Source organism: Parapedobacter sp. ISTM3, assembly GCF_016533505.1.
Classification (GTDB): Bacteria; Bacteroidota; Bacteroidia; order Sphingobacteriales; family Sphingobacteriaceae; genus Parapedobacter; species Parapedobacter luteus.
This window is the reverse complement of sequence record NZ_JAENGN010000008.1, coordinates 204204-224633: the sequence shown is the minus strand read 5'-3', so window position 1 is coordinate 224633 and position 20430 is coordinate 204204. Positions and strand designations below refer to the sequence as shown.

The window sequence follows — 20430 nt, the reverse complement described above, 5'->3', positions numbered from 1 at the left end:
TTAAGCTTGTTGAAGGGCCTGTAAATAGTCCAGCCATATTACTTGCGCCGTATTGATTTTTTTGCGTGCTTCTTCAAGTGAAAACCACCCAGCTTTATCTATCTCTGGAAATGTACACATACTGCCCGACTTGGGTGGCCATTCCAAGGCGAAGGTATTGCTTACCACTACCGACGGGTCAATATCATATTGTCCTGCCCAAGCCATAACGACTTTGCCTCCCTTTTGCTTTACCGCGGGCAATGGAACGGGGCTGTCTATGGCCGGTGCTATGCCTGTTTCTTCTTCAAATTCGCGCACCGCAGCATGAAACGGTTCCTCATCATCTCCGTATTCTCCTTTCGGTATAGTCCACGCGCCGTCGTCTTTCTTGGCAAAAAAAGATCCGCCCGGATGGACCAGAAATACTTGTAATTCCGATTTATACCGATAGATCAAGAGTCCTGCGCTTCGCTTTCCCATTGTGGTCGCATACATCAAGGTAAGGGCCGCTCAAATTACCGATGCCCTCGCTAGACCGGCGTATGAGTTTTTGGCCGCCTGCGTTTTTTTCTTTTCTTCGGTTTTAGAGGTATTGGTTTATCAAGTTGTTCGTCTTGTATGGCCTTAGTAGCTGTCACAAAGGGATGATCGACATCCAATGGAATCTGCTGTTTCGTCAATCGAATAATTTGCGATAGGTATTCTAACTCTTCGGGCGCGCAGAATGAGAAGGCCCGGCCGCTTTCGCCCGCCCGGCCTGTCCGTCCTATGCGATGCACATACGTTTCCGGCTCGTTAGGCAAATCGTAGTTAACCACCAGTTGAAGACGCTCGATATCGATGCCCCGAGCAGCGATGTCGGTAGCTACCAATGCCTGAATTTTTCCGGCTTTGAATGCTGAAAGTGTGTTTTGCCGTGTTTGTTGTTTCTTGTCGCCATGAATGGCGCCCGCAGAAATGCCGTTTTTCTTTAACTTTTTAGCAATTCTATCGGCTCCAAATTTCGTCCTTGAAAAAACGAGTATGTTGGTATCGGCAGCTTCTTTTTTGATTAAGTGAATCAGCAGGTTAGCTTTATCCGGTTTTTCCACTGGGTAGACTACTTGTGAGATTTTATCTACCGTTGAGGCGACCGGCGTCACAGCAATCTGTTGTGGGTTTCTCAGCATCGTATTCGCAAGCTTTATGATGTCAGTGGGCATGGTTGCTGAGAATAGCGATGTATGGCGGTTAGCCGGGATAAGTTTGATAATCTTTCTGACTTCCTTAATAAAGCCCATATCGAGCATCTGGTCTGCTTCATCCAGCACAAAAAAAGCGACGTTTTGCAACGAAAGTTCCTGTTGCGCAATCAAGTCAAGCAGGCGTCCTGGGGTGGCCACAAGCATCTCAGGCTTTTTTTTCAGTTCACTGATTTGGTTATTTATCGATACACCGCCGAACACCACGGTATGACTGATATGGGTGAAGCGTGTATATGCTGCTATGTTTTCGTCTATTTGGATGGCTAGTTCCCGTGTGGGGGCGACAATAAGTGCCATTGGCCCATTTGATGGCATGTTTGGTGCGTATTCAAGCAAATGCTGGATAATCGGCAGGGCAAATGCAGCTGTTTTGCCAGTGCCGGTCTGAGCACAGGCGAGTACGTCGATTTTTCTAAGGATGATCGGAATGGCTTGTTGTTGGATAGGGGTAGGTAGATGGTAGCCTGAAACCTTCAGCGCCTGTAATAGTGGTTCGGCAAGATTTAAATTCGAAAATGACAAGTTTCAACGTTTTATGACTAACTAATAATCCGCCCAAGTCTTTCAGCACATCACGAACACGGTACCGCGTAAAGATGCATATTTTCAATCGTTGTAGCAAACTCGAACCAGTAAATTGTTTACGCTTAACTTATTGTGGCGAATCCCCGTCCATAGCTGGAACGGGGATTTTTGTTGTGCACGATGCTTTTTGTTGGTTCAGAGGACGATGCTCATGGAGATGCCCGTCTTTACGCAGGCTGGATCGGCTAATACTTTCACGCGCTTGCGTGGCTTAAAGGATCAGTATGAGCGCCAAAATGATTAGAATGATAGCGCCTACGGACAGGTAAACTCCGCCAGAGCCAAGTGCACGCGCCTTTTTGTTCATGTCACGAAGCTCTTTTTTAAGGGATTTACGTTCCTCCTTGCTCAGGTTTGTTTTATCCATGGCTTTGATTTCAGCCACCCGGGCCCGCATCTCAGCGAGTTTTGTTGCCGTAGCAGCCTCCGTCTTATCCATTGTCTTGCTCGGATGCTCATCGGTTATCTTTGCCGATACCGGTACGCCGAATGTGAATGACAACATTACCATTGCCAGCAAAGCATATGTTTTTGCCTTCATATCTTGACACTTAAGTTTAACTTTGTATCGTAGACAGCGAAAGCGATAAATTGTTTGCCGTTGTGAAAAAAAACACGGCGCTTACTTTTGTAATGCTTCGAGTACATTGCGGATCAGGCCATCCATTTCCTTATTTTCAATCCAGCGGGCTACCACGACCAGATCATGTTCGGGATCGCAGTAGATCATATTGGTGCCGTTGCCGATGTGTACCCACGAGGTTTCAGGGGCAGAAGGAAGTAGTTTTTTGTCCGTATTCAAAAACCAGTTCATATAGCCGTAGCCTGTATTGGCTGCCGTTGGTGTCAATGCCTGCTTGATCCACTGCTGACTGATGAGTTGTTTGCCGTTCCAATTGCCATGGTGTAGTGTGAGCAAGCCGAACCTGGCCATGTCGTATGCATTGATGAATAGGCCGCCTCCCCAGTGCCCTCCGCCACTTACTGATTGAATAACCTGCCCATTGAGCACAACCCATGAATTGTGATATCCTGTCCAGTGCCAAGTATTGGATGCACCAATCGGATCCATGATGTATTCCTTTAAGACATCGGGGAGTGGTCTTCGCCAGATGGTGGTTGCCGCCAGGGCCAGTGCATTGACCCTTACATCGTTGTATTTCCATACCGCACCAGGCTCGTGACGATCTCGGGTTTTCCACTCATCAATATTGCCTTGTGGTCTGTCTGCCCAATCGGGCTTGTCCCATAGTGTGCCCTCCCAATCGCTTGTTTGTCTCAGCATGACCTCCCACGTCAGCTTACGGTTATGTTTCGATTCAAACGGGTATATGAACTCAGGAGGTGTATTGCCTCCAGGGCCAAAAATTTCTATGGGCGGTATAGCGTGAGCGATTGTGTCTAAGGTACTGCCAATCAGATGACGGTCGACCGCCAGCCCTACGACGGTAGATAGAAAGCTCTTCGTTACGCTATGCGTCATATCCACGCGCGACGGATTCCCCCATTCTGCTACGATATATCCTTTGTAAATGATCAGTCCGGTTGCTCCGCCGCGATCTTTCAACGGTCCAATCGGATCACTCAACGGTTCCCGGCCAAAGCTGTGGATTTGCGCCAACAAGCCTTCGCGCACGGTCTTTGCCTCGTGTCCCGTAGCAAACTCGACCGCTTGGTCAATCGCCGCAGCATTCAGCCCAAGCTGCGCGGGAGATTGGCGTTGCCATGCAGACGGTGGCGGAAAATAAATTGTTTGTCCGATAGCCAACTGCCCGCAGCATATGGAGGCGGCTGAAAGAAATAATAACCAAGAAATCCGTGCTTTCATGGGCTAAAAATAGGTGATTTTTGGCGATTTTGTTTTTTTATTTAAATGTTAGCTACAGATGCATCCAACCCTTGCTTTATCAATGCCAACGGACGCCAATCGTTTCATAGATGAGACCATTCATACTTGCCGATATATGGGTGCTTATCGCCCAGGAAATGACCAGCCGTATGCTCAACTTGGCGTAGTTTTTTTCACTAGACTTTTCGGACTTTTACCGCTAATGCGTTAGCCGGATTGGTTTTAAAGAGCAGCGTCAGCTCGTTGTCGGTAAACTGTGCTTTTTTCAGGGCAGGAATGAGATCGGTGAACACGGAAACATACGGACGGAAAGCGCCGCCGCGCGGAGTCCCTACCTGATACCAGCCGGCATCGTGTGATAATAAAATCCGATGCAAAAGGTGTTGCTTTTTCATGTCAATCAAAAACGCCAAGTAACGGTCCGTCAGTTGCGGATATAAGCCGTCAAAGGCAATCCACCCGCCCGCCTTTGCGGCCTGAATGTGTATGGCCCTGTCTGCTTCATTTTGTGCATGCGTCCATACCCAGGCATCGGCCTTTACGCCTATATCTTCGATGATCGTTAGCTGTTCAAGTGCAGCCTTTCCGTCTCCGGTGTGCACAAATATAGTTAATCCAGTTTCCAGATGGGCGAGCGCAGCCGCTCGGATTAGCTTTTGCTGTGTTGCCGATAATGGATAATTGTCGACCCCTGTTTTGATAATCCCAGGTCTAATCGGCGTCTCGCCGATGCCCTCCCTCCATTCAGTTGTCCATCGTGCGGCCAACTGCTCAGCAGACTCCGTGTAGGCATGGGGAGGGAGGTATTTCTCTTTGGCGGCACCATAGTATCCTGTATTTGTAATGATGTGCATTCCGCAGGCGTCTGAGAGCCGTTGTAATAACTTTACATTTCGGCCCAGCCATTGAGGTGTACAGTCGACGAAAGTCCGGGCTCCGTAGAGATACGCTTGTTTCAGGTAGGGCAATACGGTGTCGTACACCTCATCTTCGACGTAGCGTGCTGGATTCACTTGATCGGCACCGATGAAATCAACTAAGGTATGTTCATGTGGCAATATAAAACCAGCCTTCATGCGTGATATTGGTCCATTGACCGTCATAAGGTAATCACTCGCTGATAAGAAGTGTTGCAAACGGTCATGCACACTTACACAAGGCAACGTAACCCATATCCCATTCCGAATGAAATCTCTTCGCGTTATCATGGTTTTTTGTAAACTTGGATAGTATTCGAATACAAGATGCATTAAATTGCGAACTTTTGCAAGTGCCTGCCTTGAAAAAGCTGTATCAGCATCGATGAGGTAGGGGCTGGCATAAGGAATAACGTTTCCGTTGCCCCGTAATTAACTGGTGATGTGTATCTTTAGCACGTGAAAATGAACGCAGCAGCTATATATGACGGGCTATCCAGATTGAGCGGCATCTTAAATGGTCCGCTCTATTACGACGGCAGCGCCCAACACCAAGCCATACTAAGAGCCTATTCTACGGACGCTTCGGTATACCAAGAACGTCCGTTAGCCGTCGTTATTCCAAAAGATCCCGATGACTTACGGGAGTTGATCGCGTTTGCACGCAGACATGGGATTACGCTCATTCCCCGTACGGCAGGCACTTCGTTGGCTGGGCAAGTAGTTGGCGACGGTATCGTGGTGGATATGTCTAAGTATTTCAATCGTGTATTAGAGGTAAATCCAGAAGAACGTTGGGTACGTGTACAACCCGGCGTTGTACGCGATGACCTTAATGCTTATCTTCGCCCTTATAACCTGATGTTCGGCCCGGAGACGTCTACTGCCAATAGGGCGATGGTGGGAGGAATGATAGGTAACAATTCTTCCGGCTTACATTCTATTGTGTGGGGCGATACACGCAGTCATCTGCTATCAGCCAATGTACTACTGGACGATGGCTCGGAAGTCGTGTTTGAAGCGCTGAATGAACAGGCGTTATTCAATAAACTGGTGTTGGATAATCGTGAAGGGCAGATCTACCGCCAGACCATAGACTTGCTGTCCATACCTGCAAATCAGCGAGCTATCAAAACAGGTTACCCCAGGCCATCACTCACCCGACGGAATACAGGGTATGCGTTGGATATGCTCATTGACGCTTCGCAACCGTTCAATTTCTGCAAATTGCTTGCCGGGTCAGAGGGGACGCTGGGTATCCTCACCGAAGCCAAGCTTAGCCTCCTGCCATTGCCTCCTAAGGAGGTGGGATTACTGTGTATCCATTGTCATACGCTTATTGAATCGCTGCATGCCAACATTATAGCACTGCAACATCATCCTGCAGCCTCCGAATTGGTAGATAAGTACATCATGGATTTCACCAAAGGCCATCCCACGTACCAGTATAACCGATTTTTCATTGAAGGTGATCCTGAAGCACTGCTGATGGTCGAATTCCGGGGTAATAGCTTGGCTGAAGTCCAACGGAAAGCGGAAGCATTGAGCGCTGATTTGTTGGCAAAAGGCTTAGGTTATGCTTATCCTCTAATTACGGGGCATCGGACCAACCTGGTATGGGATGTGCGCAAAGCTGGCTTAGGGCTTATACGTAATCTACCGGGCGATATCCAACCTGTGAACCTAATAGAGGATTGCGCGGTATCTCCAGAAGATCTGCCAGCGTACATTACAGATTTGCAGCGTATTTTGGAACGCCATGGCCTCAAAGCTTCCTATTATGCACATGCCGGCGCCGGTGAATTGCACGTAGAACCGCTTATCAATCTAAAGACCACCGAAGGGCGAGAAACCTTCCGAACGGTACTTGCTGAGACGGCTCAATTGGTGAAAAAGTACAACGGCTCGCTTAGTGGAGAACATGGAGATGGACGGCTGCGCGGTGAATTCATCGGTGCTGTATTGGGCAGTGAGGTTTACGGATTATTGAAACAAGTGAAAGCTATTTTTGATCCGCAGGGTGTCTTCAATGCCCATAAAATTGTCGATACACCGCCTATGGACAAGTTCCTGCGGTACGAACAAGATCCTTCTACGATAAAAGTGGAAACGGTATTTGATTTCAGCAGGCAGGAGAGTATCCTGCGGTTAGCCGAAAAATGTTCAGGATCTGGAGACTGCCGTAAAACCCATATTGCCGGAGGCACCATGTGCCCCTCGTACATGGCCACCCGAGAAGAAAAAGACACTACCCGTGCGCGGGCTAATATGCTGCGGCAATTTCTCACCGGTTCGCCCAAAGCCAACCGATTTGATCACCCGGAAATTAAGGAGGTAATGGATCTTTGCCTAAGCTGTAAGGGGTGTAAGACAGAGTGCCCTTCTGGTGTGGATATTGCCAAGATGAAGGCTGAATTTCTTCAGCATTACTACGATGCCAATGGCACGCCGTTCAGGGCACAGGTAATCGCCAATTTTACGAGATCTCAGCGGCTGGCTTCCTATTTCCCCAGGATTTACAACGCCATGATAAATAGTAAGCTTTTAGCTGCTTTGATTAAAGGAACACTTGGCTTCGCCCAAGGGCGATCGTTGCCGGAAGTGGGGCATGTAAGGTTACACAAGTGGATCAAACGGCAACTGCGCGTCAATCAGTCCGGTGACCGTCCTGCCAGGTGGAAAAAGCAGGTGTATCTATTTTGTGATGAATTCACGGATTACAATGATGTACATATCGGGCAAACGGCATACCACTTGCTCACGGCATTGGGCTATGAGGTACGGCTTGCCAAACATACGGAAAGTGGACGAACGTATCTTTCAAAAGGATTGGTACGTAAGGCGAAAATTATCGCCAACCGAAATGTCCAGTACCTGAAGGACGTAATCACGGCGGACACCCCTTTGATTGGTATTGAGCCGTCGGCTATCCTCACATTTCGCGATGAATATCCGGAGTTGGTCGATGAACAATGGGTGGCAGACGCTGCCCGCCTTGCAAAGCATGCCTTGCTCATCGACGAATTTATCCTTCAAGAAATGAATGCGGGAAATATCGATTCAGCTTATTTTACCGACCAGAGTCGGATAATTAAGCTGCATGCGCATTGCTACCAAAAAGCTTTCCATTTGGTAGATTCCACCGTAAAGGTGCTTTCATTGCCTAGCGGATACCAAGTAGAAACCATTCCATCTGGTTGCTGCGGTATGGCCGGTTCGTTCGGTTATGAAAAGGAACATTATAACGTGTCTATGAAAATAGGTGAGCTCGTGTTGCTCCCAGCGGTAAGAGATACGCCTGGCGAAGTGATTATCGCTGCGCCGGGAACCAGTTGTCGCCATCAAATCAAAGATGGTACAGGTAGGAAGGCATATCACCCCGTAGAAATCCTTTGGGAAGCATTGAAACGTTGAAAAGTAAAAAAATAGCAATCAGTCTGCAAAAAAATGAGTCAAGTGCCTGGAGAATTTTAAGGTGGAGAGATCTTCCCGTTTTATCGGTTTGACGAGATAACCGGCAAGCTGGTCATAGGTCATTGCTCGTTCTTTGTCAGCCTTGTCAATCGATGATGTGACGATGACCACGCGTATCTGATTACGGTAAGGCAATAAACTCAAGGCGTCCAGCACGTCCCATCCACTCATGACCGGCATATTGATGTCAAGGAATAGCAGGAATCGCTTGTCTGCAGAAATATGCTGTTTTAATCGCATGAGTGCTTCCTTACCACTTGTACAAATTTCTGGCTCCCTCGCGATGCCCGTGTTATTGAGCAAAACCTTGGCCATCGTGTTAAACATCTTATCATCATCAATTACCATGACATGTAGCTCCATTGTATAATGTTGGTTTTAGGTGAAATTGATCTGTTCAGCTTTGTTTGTGATTGCTTTTAAAATATCGTCCAGCTCAATTGCTGAACCGGAGATGGAGTCTAGTAATTCTTCATTTTCGATGCCGGATTCTGGAAAATTTTGAATCAAATCGACGAGTCCCATAATACGTGCCAACGGTGCCCGTACAACATGCGACTGCATCCAAGCAATTTCTTGTAGTTTCCTGTTTTGCGTTTCGATAGCCTCGATATGATTCAGCTTTTCAGTGATGTCCTGTGCTAAGATAAGTGCTGAAGCGCGACCGTGGAAATTAATAACAGCGCGTTGCACTTCTACATGAATGATTTCGCCATTTTTTTTGCGGTGGATATAGACATCTTGATTGAATAATTCATCATGTTCTTTGGAGAATGTGTTATTCCCCTTTGGCTTTGATTGCTTTTGGGCAGGTTTAATATCATTGATCGATAGGGTTAGAAATTCCTCTCGGCTATAGCCATAGTGCTTAACTGCAGCGATGTTGACGTCCAAAAAACGAAGGGTTTCCAAATCGTAAACCCACATGGGTTGTGGGCTGAGGTGGAATAAATTGCTGTATTTGGCCTCGGATTCTTCCACCTCTCGGAGATGTTGCTCCAATTGATGGTGCATTTCTTTCAGTTTTAACTCTTTCTGCTTCATTCCGGTAACATCAAGGCATGCACCTATCATTTTGACAGGCACGCCCTCTTCATCGACGATGCTTCTTACCCATGTTCTTAAATACCGGGTATCACCGTCAGGACGTACGATACGCTCTTCAAAGACACTGTCATTACCGGTTTTATGTACTTGTTTTAAGATGTCTACAATGCGGTTCTTATCATCATCATGCAATACGGCCAGGTATCCTTGGAAGGTTGGGCGACAGTTGGTGTTGGCAAAGCCATAGATCTCGCGCAGTACGTTTGACCAACGCACCTTGTTGGTTTCAGCATCCCACTGCCAATTGCCAAAACGCGCCAATTCCTGTGCTTGATCAATCATGGCGGACGCTTCCTGGGCCAGATCGGCGTTCCTGCGGTTTTCCAGGATCATCTTTAACAGTGTCGCAGTGCGTTCGATGATAGCCGATTCTTCTGCATTCGGGGACTTTACCTGTTTATAATAAAGACCGAGGACGGCCATCACATGGCCATCCGAATCGATAATCGGATATGACCAGCAAGCCTTGAACCCATGGGCAAGGGGCAAATGCCGGATGTTTTCCCATTTGGAATCAGTAGCAATATCGCTGACAATGACCGGCGCTTTGAGATAGACCGCGGTGCCGCAGGAACCGGTATTGTTGCCTATTGTACGGTTGTGTATAGCTGCTGAATACGCTTGCGGTAACGAAGGCGCAGCCAAGTGAAGCAATCGCCCGTCATGTACGCGGTGTAGCGAACAATAAATGCCTTGGAAAAGCGCTTCAATACCCAGCAGGTATTCAGCGAGTATCGATTTAATGGGCGTATCCCGGCGAGCAATGAGTTCCAATATGTTTTTTTCGAGACGGTCAAGGTCGGCAAGGCGCTTGGTTTCGGTGATATCGACCATGACTCCTCGCAGCCATCTCGGCTGGCCAGACTTGGTGATGACTGATATGACATTCTTCACCCAAACGATATCTCCATTTTTTTTTACTGCCCGGTAGTCGACGGTATGGTTCGCCAATTTTTTCGTTTGCTGACGATGGTATTTAATCACGCGTTCCCGATCGGATTCGTGGACGTGCTTCGTCCAGAAATCGGGTTCGGAAAACCAGTCTGTGGCAGTGTAACCCAGCATCCTTTCCGCCTTTTTGCTGACAAATGTCAGTTCATAAGGCGCTACGCTGGCTTCCCACACAATTCCGTCAATCGTTTGAATCAGGTTTTGAAAATTCCGATCGGAAGAAACCAGTGCTTCTTCGGTATTCCGCTTCTTGGTGATATCTTTGGAAGTCCCGTAAATCCGTACACACACACCATTTACCATGTCGGCTTTACCGACGGTAGACAGCCAACGTTTCTGGCCCTTAGCGGTGGTGAACGGAAGGGTAAGCCGGAAAGGGGTGCCGAGCCGGCTAGTTTTTTGAAACGCCCTTACAACGCTTTTGCGACTTATTGAGTCAAAAAAAGATAAGGCGGATTCAAAATCGGGTTGAAATGAAGAATCGACCTGTAGAATCGTTTTTAGCCGGCGTGATAAGGCAACAGTCTTATGCATCATATTGACTTCCCAACTACCCGATTGGGCCATTTGTTGGGTTTGTTCTAACAGCCGCTCATGACGTTTCGCATCGGTTACGTCGGTCATCGATCGGATAATAAGCTTGATTTCTCCTTGTTCATCCAGCACGGGGGCGTTCGATACATTAAGGTATTTGATATCGAAGTTGGTAGGTGAACCGGCCAGTGGAAACGCAAATTTTTGAGTCGTCGGTTTACCTGGTTTTTTTTCGGTAAGTACCTGGTCAAACGTAGCCTTCCATAATTTGTTGTCCACGCACGGGTTACAGGGGAAAATATCAAAAAAACCTTTACCAACCAGTTCCTCACGCGTAGTAGCACTCAGCGCTAAGTAGGCATCGCTAGCATTGACGACAGTAAATACTGGTGCGTCTGGAAGCAGAACTAAGCATGGTGTCGGCAACGCCTCAAACACTGCCGAATAGTGCTTTTCGCTTATCATAGCTGTAACTGGTATTACATTATTTTTAAGTAGAAAGACCGTTTAATTGAATAACCATGCGATTACGGAAATAAAGTTAAAGTCTTTTTTATTAAAATCCTAACTTTTCATTTGTAAATAAATTTGCGTAACAGGCTATAGCTGCTTGTTTAATAGGGGGCGAGAAACCGCAGCACGCGGCTGTTGTGATGTAGAAGGCTAGGAAAAAGGAAAAGGACTATCCAAAAAGGAGGTGTTTCGGATAGTCCACATCGGAAGTGTATTATGGCCAGATACCTAAATTTTGGTAAGAGGCGGCAATCTTGTCAATTGCGCCTACAAAGGCCGCGGTCCGTAAAGTATCGATGGCGTTATTGGAATTTTTTATGGCCCTGATTTCATGGTAAGCACGGATCATGGTGTCTTCTAACCCGGAGTTAACCAGCTCCAATTCATCGGCGCCTTTCACGATGGTCATGCGCTGAGCCGGGGTTAGCGATTTGCCCGTGATAGCTTCGACCGTATTGACCAAATTAAGGTTTGCCATTTCCTCGTAGCGTTTATCCATACGCCCAAAGGCTACATGGGACAAATTTTTCAACCATTCGAAGTAAGACACAGTCACACCGCCGGCATTGCAATACATATCGGGAATAATGATGCCGCCTGCTTTGACGAATGCGGCTTCAGCGCCGGGTGTGGTGGGGCCGTTTGCACCCTCGGCAATAATCTTGGCTTTAATTCGGCCAATATTTTCCTCAGTCAACTGGTTTTCGAGCGCTGCCGGCACCAAGATATCACAAGCTTGCTCTAATCCTTCAGCAGATGTCGGAAATTCAAGGGTAGCCTTTTTGTAGCCCAATATGGAGCCGGTATTTTTGCGATGTTCGAGGATGGCATCCGGGTCTAATCCATCCGGATTAAACAGTGCGCCGTCGTACTCGCATATCCCTACGATGATGGCGCCAAACTCCATTAGTACCTTGGCGGTATTGTATCCAACATTACCTAGTCCCTGTACGATTACTTTTTTGCCGGCGATACCTGGTGTGAGGCCGATTTTCTTCATGTCTTCAGCCACGTCTACGCATTCGCGTATGGCGATGGCTACGCCCCTGCCGGTAGCTGCTTTGCGGCCATTGATCCCGTGTAATGACAGGGGCTTACCTGTCACGCAGCCAAACGAATCCAATTGTCCCGGATTCATCGTTGTATACGTGTCGGCGATCCAGCTCATTTCCCGCTCTCCGGTTCCATAGTCCGGCGCTGGCACGTCAATAGCCGGCCCGATAAAATTCTTTTTGATTAATTCAACCGTGTATCGCCGGGTAATATTTTCGAGTTCAGCTACCGAATAGTTTTTGGGATTGATGGCTATTCCGCCTTTGGCGCCTCCAAACGGTACGTTGACAATGGCACATTTATAAGTCATCAGGGCTGCGAGCGCCATCACCTCGTCTTCATTTACTATTTCGCTATATCGAATACCTCCTTTGGTAGGCGACATGTGCTGCGAATGTTCGACGCGCCACGCGTTGATTACTTCCAGTGTGTCGCCTCTCCGGAACGGGAAACTAAAACGATAAATGCTGTTGCACACTTTGATCTGGTTAAGCAACCCCTGGGGATGCTTGGTGAATTGCGCTGCATGATCAAAAAAGGCGGATACGTCGTCAAAAAAATGGGGTTCCTGCGTTGTTTTTGCTATTGACTTAGCCATAACAATAGTTAATTATTAGTTGGTAACGTTTAAATAAACAAGCAGCCTAAAGATGTCTCGCGAATGCATTAGTGTTTTTGTTGCTTTTCCAAACGCGAAAGTTTCCTGTCGATGGTAAACAAGTAAACAGCCAGCCCTAAAAAGAGCACCACCAATACGGCTACCACTACATAAATCTTGCCTGAGCTACGTAAACCCGTGGCCATTTCAACCCCGGTGTTCGATTGCGCAAAACTACATATTAACCCATTGATAACTAATAGCAAAGAAAGAATTATCTTTTTCATATTGTTTTGCAATAAACATTGTCAATTTTTCTCGTTTAATCGTTTTATAATTGTCATAATGCCAACATTTATTCGACTGCGGCATAATGCTTATATTCCAATCTGCGGATACGATAGCGCAGGGTCATTAACCATATGCCGATAAGTATCCAACCCAACGACGCAGGGTATAATACGGCTTTCATGGAGCCGTCAAGATCAAACTGCCCGAATCCCGAATTCCCGCCGGCGCCAGGGTGGAGGGAATCGGTGGTTTTAGGTAGGATATACATCAATACAATCATGATAGGAAAAGCAAACACGTTGTAAACGGCGGATATTTTCGCCCGTTTTTGCTCTTCCTCCAACGCATTGCGAAGTACTAAATACGCCAGGTACATCAATGTAGCAATAGCGGAGCCGTTCAGCTTCGGATCATTGGGCCAGGGATCGCCCCACGTAAAATTAGCCCACAACATACCGCTGAGCAGTCCGAATATACAAAAAACAATACCTACATTGACGCTTTCCACTGCGACCAAGTCATCCTGCGGATTGCTTGTAGACAGGTATTTGATACTATAGATGACCGAGATGGAATAGAGGGTAAACATCGCAAACCACATGGGGACATGGAAATACACATTGCGGATGGTTTCATGTACAATGGGAAGGGCAGGTACCGGTCCCAGTATGCCCATAATAATACTATATAGCAGCAACAGAATTCCAAGGAGCTTCCACCAGGCGTGTTTCATCGAACGTTAATATTGAACAAAGATCTTACAAATCAATCTCGCCAAAGGTAAGGAAATAACAGTAAAGAAATGGCAATTGTCATCATGTTGATGGCAACAAGGACAACCAGTTCATCATAACTAGCGCTGCGATCCAACCCATTCATCGCATTTTTAGAGACTTTAATGAGCACCAGAAGCAACGGAATAATGATAGGGAAGCTAAGTATCGCCATCAGCGTGCTGTTATTTCCTGCCTTGGCGCTAATACCAGAAACCATAGTAAAAACACATGCGAAACCAGTGCTTCCCAATAATACGGTGACCAAATAAAGCGCCGGATCACCAAGCGGATTCCGGAAAATTATGCCATATACGAGATACGCTATCGCTGACAACAATAGCATCATCAGAATATTATAAATGATTTTTGAAAGGATTACGGCTTTGGCGCTGGCTAATGTGTAGTAGTACAATTGGCGGCCGCGACTCTCTTGAACGAAGCTTTTGTTGATTGCGTTGACGGAAGCAAACAGAAGAATAATCCAAAACAGAGCATTCCACGTAGTAGGATCCACGGATTTAAATGCTTGATAGCAAACAAAAACCGTGGATACCACATAAAGCAAAATACCGTTGAGGGCGTATTTGGAACGCCATTCCAACACGATATCCTTATGGATGAGGGCTTTGACCTCTTTGAGCAGACTCATTCCCGCAAAGATACAATTCGCGGCGTATTTTGCGGGTGAACCGGATACTATATTTCTTCTTGCACCTTATGTTGAGCGGTTTTTACGGCATCGCCTGCTTTGTCTACACCTTCCTTGGCCAATTGGTCGGCCTTATGGATAGCCGACTGGCCTTTGCTTCGTGCTTGAGCACCCAAATCGTTGATTTCACGCGTAGCCCGATCGGCCATTTTTGACGCTTTATTTAAGCCTTCTTTCGTGCTTTTCCGAATGGATTGGGTAAGCTCACGTATTCCTTCTCCTGCACGATCCAATTGTTTGCGGCCTTCCTTCGTGCCTAGCAGCAACCAAGCGACGGTACCTGCTGCAAGCCCAACCAACGCATACGTAGCAATACTGTTTTTCGTGTTCATCTTGTTGTCCTTTTATTATCGTTATCACCGTTTTTATAATTAAGAACAACGGTACACAAAAAAAGTTTTAATAGACTATTTATCTGCGAGCTGAAGTTTATAAAGGTGATGGTACAACCCTTCCCCCATTTCCATGAGTTCTTGATGAGTACCGGAAGCGACCACCTGCCCGCATTCAACCACTACAATTTGGTCGGCTTCACGAATTGTGGAGAGGCGATGGGCAATAATGATGGAGGTGCGGTTTTTCATCAATTCTTCCAAGGCTTGCTGAACTTGCCGTTCGGATTCGGAATCCAATGATGATGTAGCCTCATCAAGAATGAGGATGGCTGGATCTTTAAGTAATGCTCGGGCAATGGCGATGCGCTGGCGCTGCCCGCCCGACAATTTCACGCCGCGTTCACCCACCAAGGTATCATAACCTTCAGGGAAATCCATGATGAAATCATGGGCATTGGCCCGCTTAGCGGCCGTAATGATCTCGTCGGCATCAGCATCAAGCCTTCCATAGGCAATGTTTTCGCGGATAGTACCGCCGAAGAGCAGTACGTCCTGTGGCACAATGGCGACTTGATGACGGATATCGGTCAATGGGTAACTGCTTGCTTCGCGGTCATCAAACAGGATATGACCGCTATCGGGTTTGTAAAATTGCAATATCAAAGCAGCAATCGTGGATTTGCCTGTGCCGCTCGGTCCTACAATAGCAATTTTTTCGCCGGCTTGCGCGTGGAATGACACGTTTTTCAATACGGTGATTTCACGTCGAGAGGGATAAGCAAACGTTACATTTTGGAAGGCAACACTTCCGGCTATTGGATTTTTGATGGTTTTCTCCTCTTGCAATAAACCGATGTCTTCTTGCTGCTCGTCTAAAATTTCGATGACACGCTCACTGGCGCCTATTGCTTTTTGAACGTTGGCGTATAGTTCGGGGAAACTGCCCATAGATCCAGCAACGAATATCGAGTAAAGAATATAGGTAGTGAGGTCCCCCACAGAAATATTGCCCGTGGCTACCAGGGCCGATCCATACCAAATGACCGCCACCACGGCACCAAAGAGGCAGAAAATAATGAAAGAAGCAAAGATGCCGCGGTATGTGGCGCCCTTGACGGCAAGTTTGACTACAGCATGAAGCGCTTTGGAATAGCGGGCAGCTTCGTAAGCTTCATTGACGAACGCCTTTACATTGCTGATACCCTGCAGCGTTTCCTGCACAACCGTGTTTGATTCAGCAAGTTTGTCTTGCGCTTTACGTGATAATTTACGGATAAACCGCCCGAATACGACGGCAATCACGACGAGAATAGGTAAAATGCTTAGGTTAAGTAGCGTGAGTTTGCCCGAGACGACAAATAGCAGGCACACACCGCCGCTCAACAAGATAATCTGCCTGATGATTTCGGCCAAGGTCGTCGTCATCGTATCCTGAATCTGTGCCAAATCTGCCGAAAGGCGGCTATTTAACTCACCGACTCTTCGGTTGGCAAAGAAATCAAGCGGCAGCGTGATTAGCTTATAATAGGAATCACGGCGAATATCCGCTAGGGACTTTTCAGCGACCTCGACAAAGAGGCGTATCCGAAAAAAAGATACCACCGACTGGACGAACAGGATGGCGAATGCAACAGCGCCGATTGTGCGGATATCTGCCGGTATCCAAGCGTAACTTCGCTCGCCTTGGGCTGCATCAATCATGGCACCCAGAAGCGCAGGGAAAGTGAGTGCGGTTAGGCTCGACAAAAACAGAAAGACCATACCAACGATGAATTTCAATCGATAAGGTTTTAGGTAGGCCAGCAACTTGGCGGCTTTCCTAAGCGTAGTTTTGGTGAGTTTTGGTTTGGGCAGATCCTCTGATGGCGTATCCCCACTATTTAACCGTTGTCTTGCCATGTCCTATAAATAAAAACTATAGGCACAAAAGTATGGACAATAATGCGTTAGCCATATCACGTTTTCGTCAATTTTTGGCGTTTGATAAAAACATAGGCACCGCCACCTAATAACGTTAGTCCCAGTAGTATCACCAGGCCTTCATATAATTGGTTGGTCTTTTCCAGTGCGCTGATTTGACTGGCGAGTTCTTCTTGTTGCTGCTGCAGCTTGCTAATTGTCTTAATGTAACCATTAATACGGCCGTCATATTCGGAAGCTTGCTCAGCTATTTGCGATTTTTCAAACTCCTTATAATCGAGCAACGTTTTTGTTTCGTAGAATATATCGTTGTCCATGAGTACAATCTGCTTTAGGATATCAATGGAGGCCTGCATGTCTTTCTTGGTTTTAAGGCCAAAAATTCCGGTACGTCTTCTGAGGCTTTCATCGAACTGGCCGAATCGTTCGCTGCGCTGGGCCAACAATTCGTTTACCTTTCGGCGTTGACTTTCGTACCCTACCGTGTCTGTCGTTTGCTGCCGGGCAAACGACGGTGCGAAGGCCAATAGTATGAGTAGTAGGCTACAGCTTGTAGGCATGAGGTAAGCAAAACAAGCGCTTGTCCGTCTATACATGCGTATAATAATTCTATTCAAAAAACCGCTCATTACAATCACTTTTCCCTGTCAAATTATTTACGAAATTCCACGCGGATGATGTCTCCCTTATGCAGTCCGAGCAGCCCGCTTGCGTTGCCTTTGTTGATGGCTATTTCTAAGTAATTGCTGATGCCGAACAAACAAAGCTTCTCACCTTCAGGTACCTCGTTGTAATGCCAGCTCATCTGGTCAATGGTCTCATTGCGCCTAAAATACAATACAAAATTGCGTCCACGCTGCACTTTGTTAAACAGTTCTTTGCTGATGTTGCTAATGACGTTGCCAAACGAATCGACGAAGACAACACTGCCTCTCAAGCTGTCTTTTTCAACTACAGGTTGTACCAGGGTACGATCTACCACAGCATTTACGGGATCGCCGATATCAGTCAGCTTGCCGCCTTTTGCGAGGTGGCATGCCGCCTTGGCAAAAATGTCCGTCAACGGGAAATGCAGGTACTTTAAGTCTTGAATGATATTAAGTTCCACAGCGTCAGTCGGCGGGCCATCCAATATCAGTGAAAAAATACCGTTGTCTGCTCCGACAAAAAAGTGACCGTTGTACGCTAACGCCAAATAGCGTGTGTTTTGATTGAACACAGAGTCGATACCGATAAGGTGAACGGTGTTTTCCGGAAAATATGTATAGGCATTTTTTAATACGAATGCCGCATATTGAATGTCAAAAGGGGGGATCTCATGGGAAATATCGACCAATTGTACTGCCGGAAATTGGCTAATGATGCTGCCCTTCAGTGCAGCCTGATAAAAATCTTTATTCCCCAAATCTGTTGTTAAGGTAATGACACCCATACCCGCCTTGATTGCAACCGATGCAAACTTAGATAAAGTTGGTATCATTTTAAAATTGTCTGCAAAGTAGATTTTTAATTTCAGCGATACGAATTGCAATTTATCGCTATATTTGAAGGCGGCACTTGACTAGGCCTTAGGCAATAGGCTGCAAGCGGTGAGCTTACAGCCTACAGCATAAAGCTTAAAGCATGAAAAGCGTAAAGCAAACTGGGAAGAATTTGAGCGAGTTAAATATTACCTTAGAATATGTGAATCCCGCTGTACTATGGGGAGCGCAAAATGAACATTTCGAGGTGTTCAAAAAACAATTTCCGAAACTGAGGATTGTTGCCAGGGGCAATGAAGTGAAAATACTGGGCGACGGGCGTGAGATTGCAGCGTTTAAAGAGCGTTTTGACAAAGTGATTGCCCACGTCGAGCAGTATAACAGCTTAACCCTAACCGATGTGGAAACCATACTGGGAGCACCGGCGTCATCGGATGTGTCGAGGAAAGCGGATCATGCTGTGGCAAGCAGCAATATCGGCGGTGAGCCTATTGTCTTCGGGCCTAATGGTATTGTGGTCAAGGCACGGACAGCTAACCAGCGGCGGATGGTTGAAAGCATCATAAAAAACGATATTTTGTTCGCTATCGGCCCGGCTGGAACCGGTAAAACATATACCGCGGTCGCACTTGCTGTTCGTGCACTGCGCAACAAGGAAATAAGGCGCATTATTCTGACAAGGCCAGCTGTGGAAGCGGGCGAAAACTTGGGGTTCCTACCAGGTGATTTGAAGGAAAAAGTAGATCCGTACCTAAGACCGCTTTATGACGCATTGGATGATATGATTCCTGCCGAGAAACTGAAGGTCTTTTTGGAAAACCGGACGATAGAAGTTGCTCCACTTGCCTTTATGCGAGGGCGCACGTTGGACAATTGCTTCGTTATCCTAGACGAAGCGCAAAACGCCACCGATATGCAGATGAAGATGTTTCTTACGCGGATGGGACCAACCGCGAAGTTCATCGTTACGGGAGATGTGACACAGATTGACCTTCCCAAAAAACAGCAGTCGGGGTTGCAAACCGCACTGAAATTACTTGATGGCATTGAGGGTATAGATATTATTTACCTAAGTGGCGGGGACGTGGTGCGGCACAAGCTGGTGCGGCGCATACTGGAGGCCTACGGAGATATTTGATGTTAGAAAAATGAACACGATAAAAGAGACAAATTTCCATTTTCAGAACCAAACTGCCTTTTACCGCGGAAAGGTGCGGGACGTTTATACAATTTCAAATAAGTACTTGGCCATGGTTGCTACTGATCGGATCTCCGCTTTCGACGTTGTACTTCCTCGGGCCATTCCCTATAAGGGTCAGGTACTCAATCAAATAGCGGCAAAATTTCTTCGGGCTACAGAAGACATCGTGCCCAATTGGATCATGGCAGTGCCGGATCCCTGCGTGACGATCGGTCTCCTCTGCCAGCCGTTTAAAGTAGAAATGGTTATACGGGGTTACCTCTCCGGTCACGCTTGGCGGGAATACCAAACTGGCAAACGCACGATCTGCGGCGAGCCGCTCCCCGATGGTCTCCGGGAAAACGATCGGCTACCAGCCCCCATCATTACACCAACGACCAAAGCAGCTGTGGGCCATGATGAGGATATTTCAAAGGAGGAACTATTGAGGCAAGGCGTTGTATCGGCATCGGATTATGCGCTATTGGAGCAATACACACACGCGCTTTTTAAGCGGGGTACCGAATTAGCTGCCGAACGAGGGCTGATTTTGGTGGATACCAAATACGAGTTCGGTAAATTGGATGGAAGAATATACCTCATCGATGAGATCCATACGCCCGATTCCTCGCGTTATTTCTATGCGGATAGCTACGAACAATTGCAGCAGGAAGGAAAGCCGCAACGGCAATTGTCTAAGGAATTTGTCCGGAAATGGTTAATAGAAAATGGGTTCCAGGGGAAAGACGATCAAAAAGTTCCTGAAATGACGGATGAAATTGTATCTTCGATCTCCGAAAGATACATTGAGCTCTTCCAACACATCACCGGAGAGCAGTTTGCGTATCCGTTGGAAATGGATGTGCTGGAACGGGTAGAGCGCAATGTCGTAGCTGCACTGCAAGAGCTAACTAGTTAAAGATGTGATTTA

The 20430-nt window shown here is 47.0% G+C and carries 18 protein-coding genes; 3 read left to right on the top strand and 15 right to left on the bottom strand.

The features are described 5' to 3' along the window. The 5 genes from JHJ32_RS13060 to JHJ32_RS13040 all read right to left on the bottom strand — a co-directional run bounded on the left by JHJ32_RS13060 (window position 1) and on the right by JHJ32_RS13040 (window position 4868). Window positions 1-462 carry an NUDIX domain-containing protein gene (locus JHJ32_RS13060; protein WP_200121236.1) on the bottom strand — a complete coding sequence of 154 codons (462 nt, stop codon included), beginning with the start codon at window positions 460-462 and terminating at the stop codon, window positions 1-3. A gap of 50 nt (window positions 463-512) precedes the next feature. Further along, window positions 513-1748 carry a DEAD/DEAH box helicase gene (locus tag JHJ32_RS13055; RefSeq protein ID WP_200121235.1) on the bottom strand — a complete coding sequence of 412 codons (1236 nt, stop codon included), beginning with the start codon at window positions 1746-1748 and terminating at the stop codon, window positions 513-515. 274 nt (window positions 1749-2022) lie between these two features. Beyond that, window positions 2023-2352: a hypothetical protein gene (locus JHJ32_RS13050; protein WP_200121234.1), complete on the bottom strand. Its 330-nt coding sequence runs from the start codon at window positions 2350-2352 to the stop codon at window positions 2023-2025. An 81-nt stretch (window positions 2353-2433) separates the two neighbouring features. Next, a complete protein-coding gene (locus tag JHJ32_RS13045; protein WP_200121233.1) occupies window positions 2434-3639 on the bottom strand; it encodes a serine hydrolase in 1206 nt (401 codons plus the stop codon). Window positions 3640-3836: 197 nt separating this feature from the next. After that, entirely contained in the window at window positions 3837-4868 is a 1032-nt protein-coding gene (locus JHJ32_RS13040) for a phosphotriesterase (RefSeq protein WP_200121232.1), read from the bottom strand. A gap of 174 nt (window positions 4869-5042) precedes the next feature. On the opposite strand from JHJ32_RS13040, the gene JHJ32_RS13035 reads away from it, so the two are divergent. After that, window positions 5043-7991: an FAD-binding and (Fe-S)-binding domain-containing protein gene (locus JHJ32_RS13035; RefSeq protein ID WP_200121231.1), complete on the top strand. Its 2949-nt coding sequence runs from the start codon at window positions 5043-5045 to the stop codon at window positions 7989-7991. 18 nt (window positions 7992-8009) lie between these two features. On the opposite strand, the gene JHJ32_RS13030 is transcribed toward JHJ32_RS13035, so the two are convergent. The 10 genes from JHJ32_RS13030 to JHJ32_RS12985 all read right to left on the bottom strand — a co-directional run bounded on the left by JHJ32_RS13030 (window position 8010) and on the right by JHJ32_RS12985 (window position 18270). Further along, window positions 8010-8414: a response regulator gene (locus JHJ32_RS13030; RefSeq protein ID WP_079717539.1), complete on the bottom strand. Its 405-nt coding sequence runs from the start codon at window positions 8412-8414 to the stop codon at window positions 8010-8012. Window positions 8415-8429: 15 nt separating this feature from the next. After that, complete coding sequence (locus JHJ32_RS13025) at window positions 8430-11108, bottom strand: PAS domain S-box protein (protein ID WP_200121230.1); 2679 nt, start codon at window positions 11106-11108, stop codon at window positions 8430-8432. Window positions 11109-11370: 262 nt separating this feature from the next. Continuing rightward, window positions 11371-12807, bottom strand: coding sequence for a Glu/Leu/Phe/Val dehydrogenase (locus tag JHJ32_RS13020; RefSeq protein WP_176146212.1), 1437 nt, complete (start codon window positions 12805-12807; stop codon window positions 11371-11373). A 68-nt stretch (window positions 12808-12875) separates the two neighbouring features. Further along, window positions 12876-13094, bottom strand: a complete 219-nt coding sequence (locus JHJ32_RS13015) for a CcmD family protein (protein ID WP_079717541.1) — start codon at window positions 13092-13094, stop codon at window positions 12876-12878. Between the two features lie 68 nt (window positions 13095-13162). Continuing rightward, window positions 13163-13831 carry a cytochrome c biogenesis protein gene (ccsA, locus tag JHJ32_RS13010; RefSeq protein WP_079717542.1) on the bottom strand — a complete coding sequence of 223 codons (669 nt, stop codon included), beginning with the start codon at window positions 13829-13831 and terminating at the stop codon, window positions 13163-13165. Window positions 13832-13863: 32 nt separating this feature from the next. After that, the gene (locus JHJ32_RS13005) at window positions 13864-14523 is read right to left on the bottom strand and encodes a heme exporter protein CcmB (protein WP_079717543.1); all 660 of its coding nucleotides are present in this window, start codon (window positions 14521-14523) and stop codon (window positions 13864-13866) included. A 47-nt stretch (window positions 14524-14570) separates the two neighbouring features. Then, on the bottom strand, window positions 14571-14915 hold the full coding sequence (locus tag JHJ32_RS13000) for a hypothetical protein (RefSeq protein ID WP_079717544.1): 345 nt from the start codon (window positions 14913-14915) through the stop codon (window positions 14571-14573). A 75-nt stretch (window positions 14916-14990) separates the two neighbouring features. After that, a complete protein-coding gene (locus JHJ32_RS12995) occupies window positions 14991-16817 on the bottom strand; it encodes an ABC transporter ATP-binding protein (protein WP_079717545.1) in 1827 nt (608 codons plus the stop codon). 56 nt (window positions 16818-16873) lie between these two features. Continuing rightward, window positions 16874-17434 (bottom strand): hypothetical protein, encoded by a 561-nt coding sequence (locus JHJ32_RS12990; protein WP_200121229.1) that lies wholly within the window; start codon window positions 17432-17434, stop codon window positions 16874-16876. A gap of 56 nt (window positions 17435-17490) precedes the next feature. After that, entirely contained in the window at window positions 17491-18270 is a 780-nt protein-coding gene (locus JHJ32_RS12985; protein ID WP_079717681.1) for an S-adenosyl-l-methionine hydroxide adenosyltransferase family protein, read from the bottom strand. 221 nt (window positions 18271-18491) lie between these two features. Here JHJ32_RS12985 and JHJ32_RS12980 point away from each other — a divergent pair, with 221 nt between their 5' ends. Together JHJ32_RS12980 and JHJ32_RS12975 are read left to right on the top strand one after the other, a co-directional pair. Then, on the top strand, window positions 18492-19457 hold the full coding sequence (locus JHJ32_RS12980; protein ID WP_079717682.1) for a PhoH family protein: 966 nt from the start codon (window positions 18492-18494) through the stop codon (window positions 19455-19457). Between the two features lie 10 nt (window positions 19458-19467). Next, complete coding sequence (locus JHJ32_RS12975) at window positions 19468-20418, top strand: phosphoribosylaminoimidazolesuccinocarboxamide synthase (RefSeq protein ID WP_200121228.1); 951 nt, start codon at window positions 19468-19470, stop codon at window positions 20416-20418. Window positions 20419-20430: the final 12 nt, after the last annotated feature.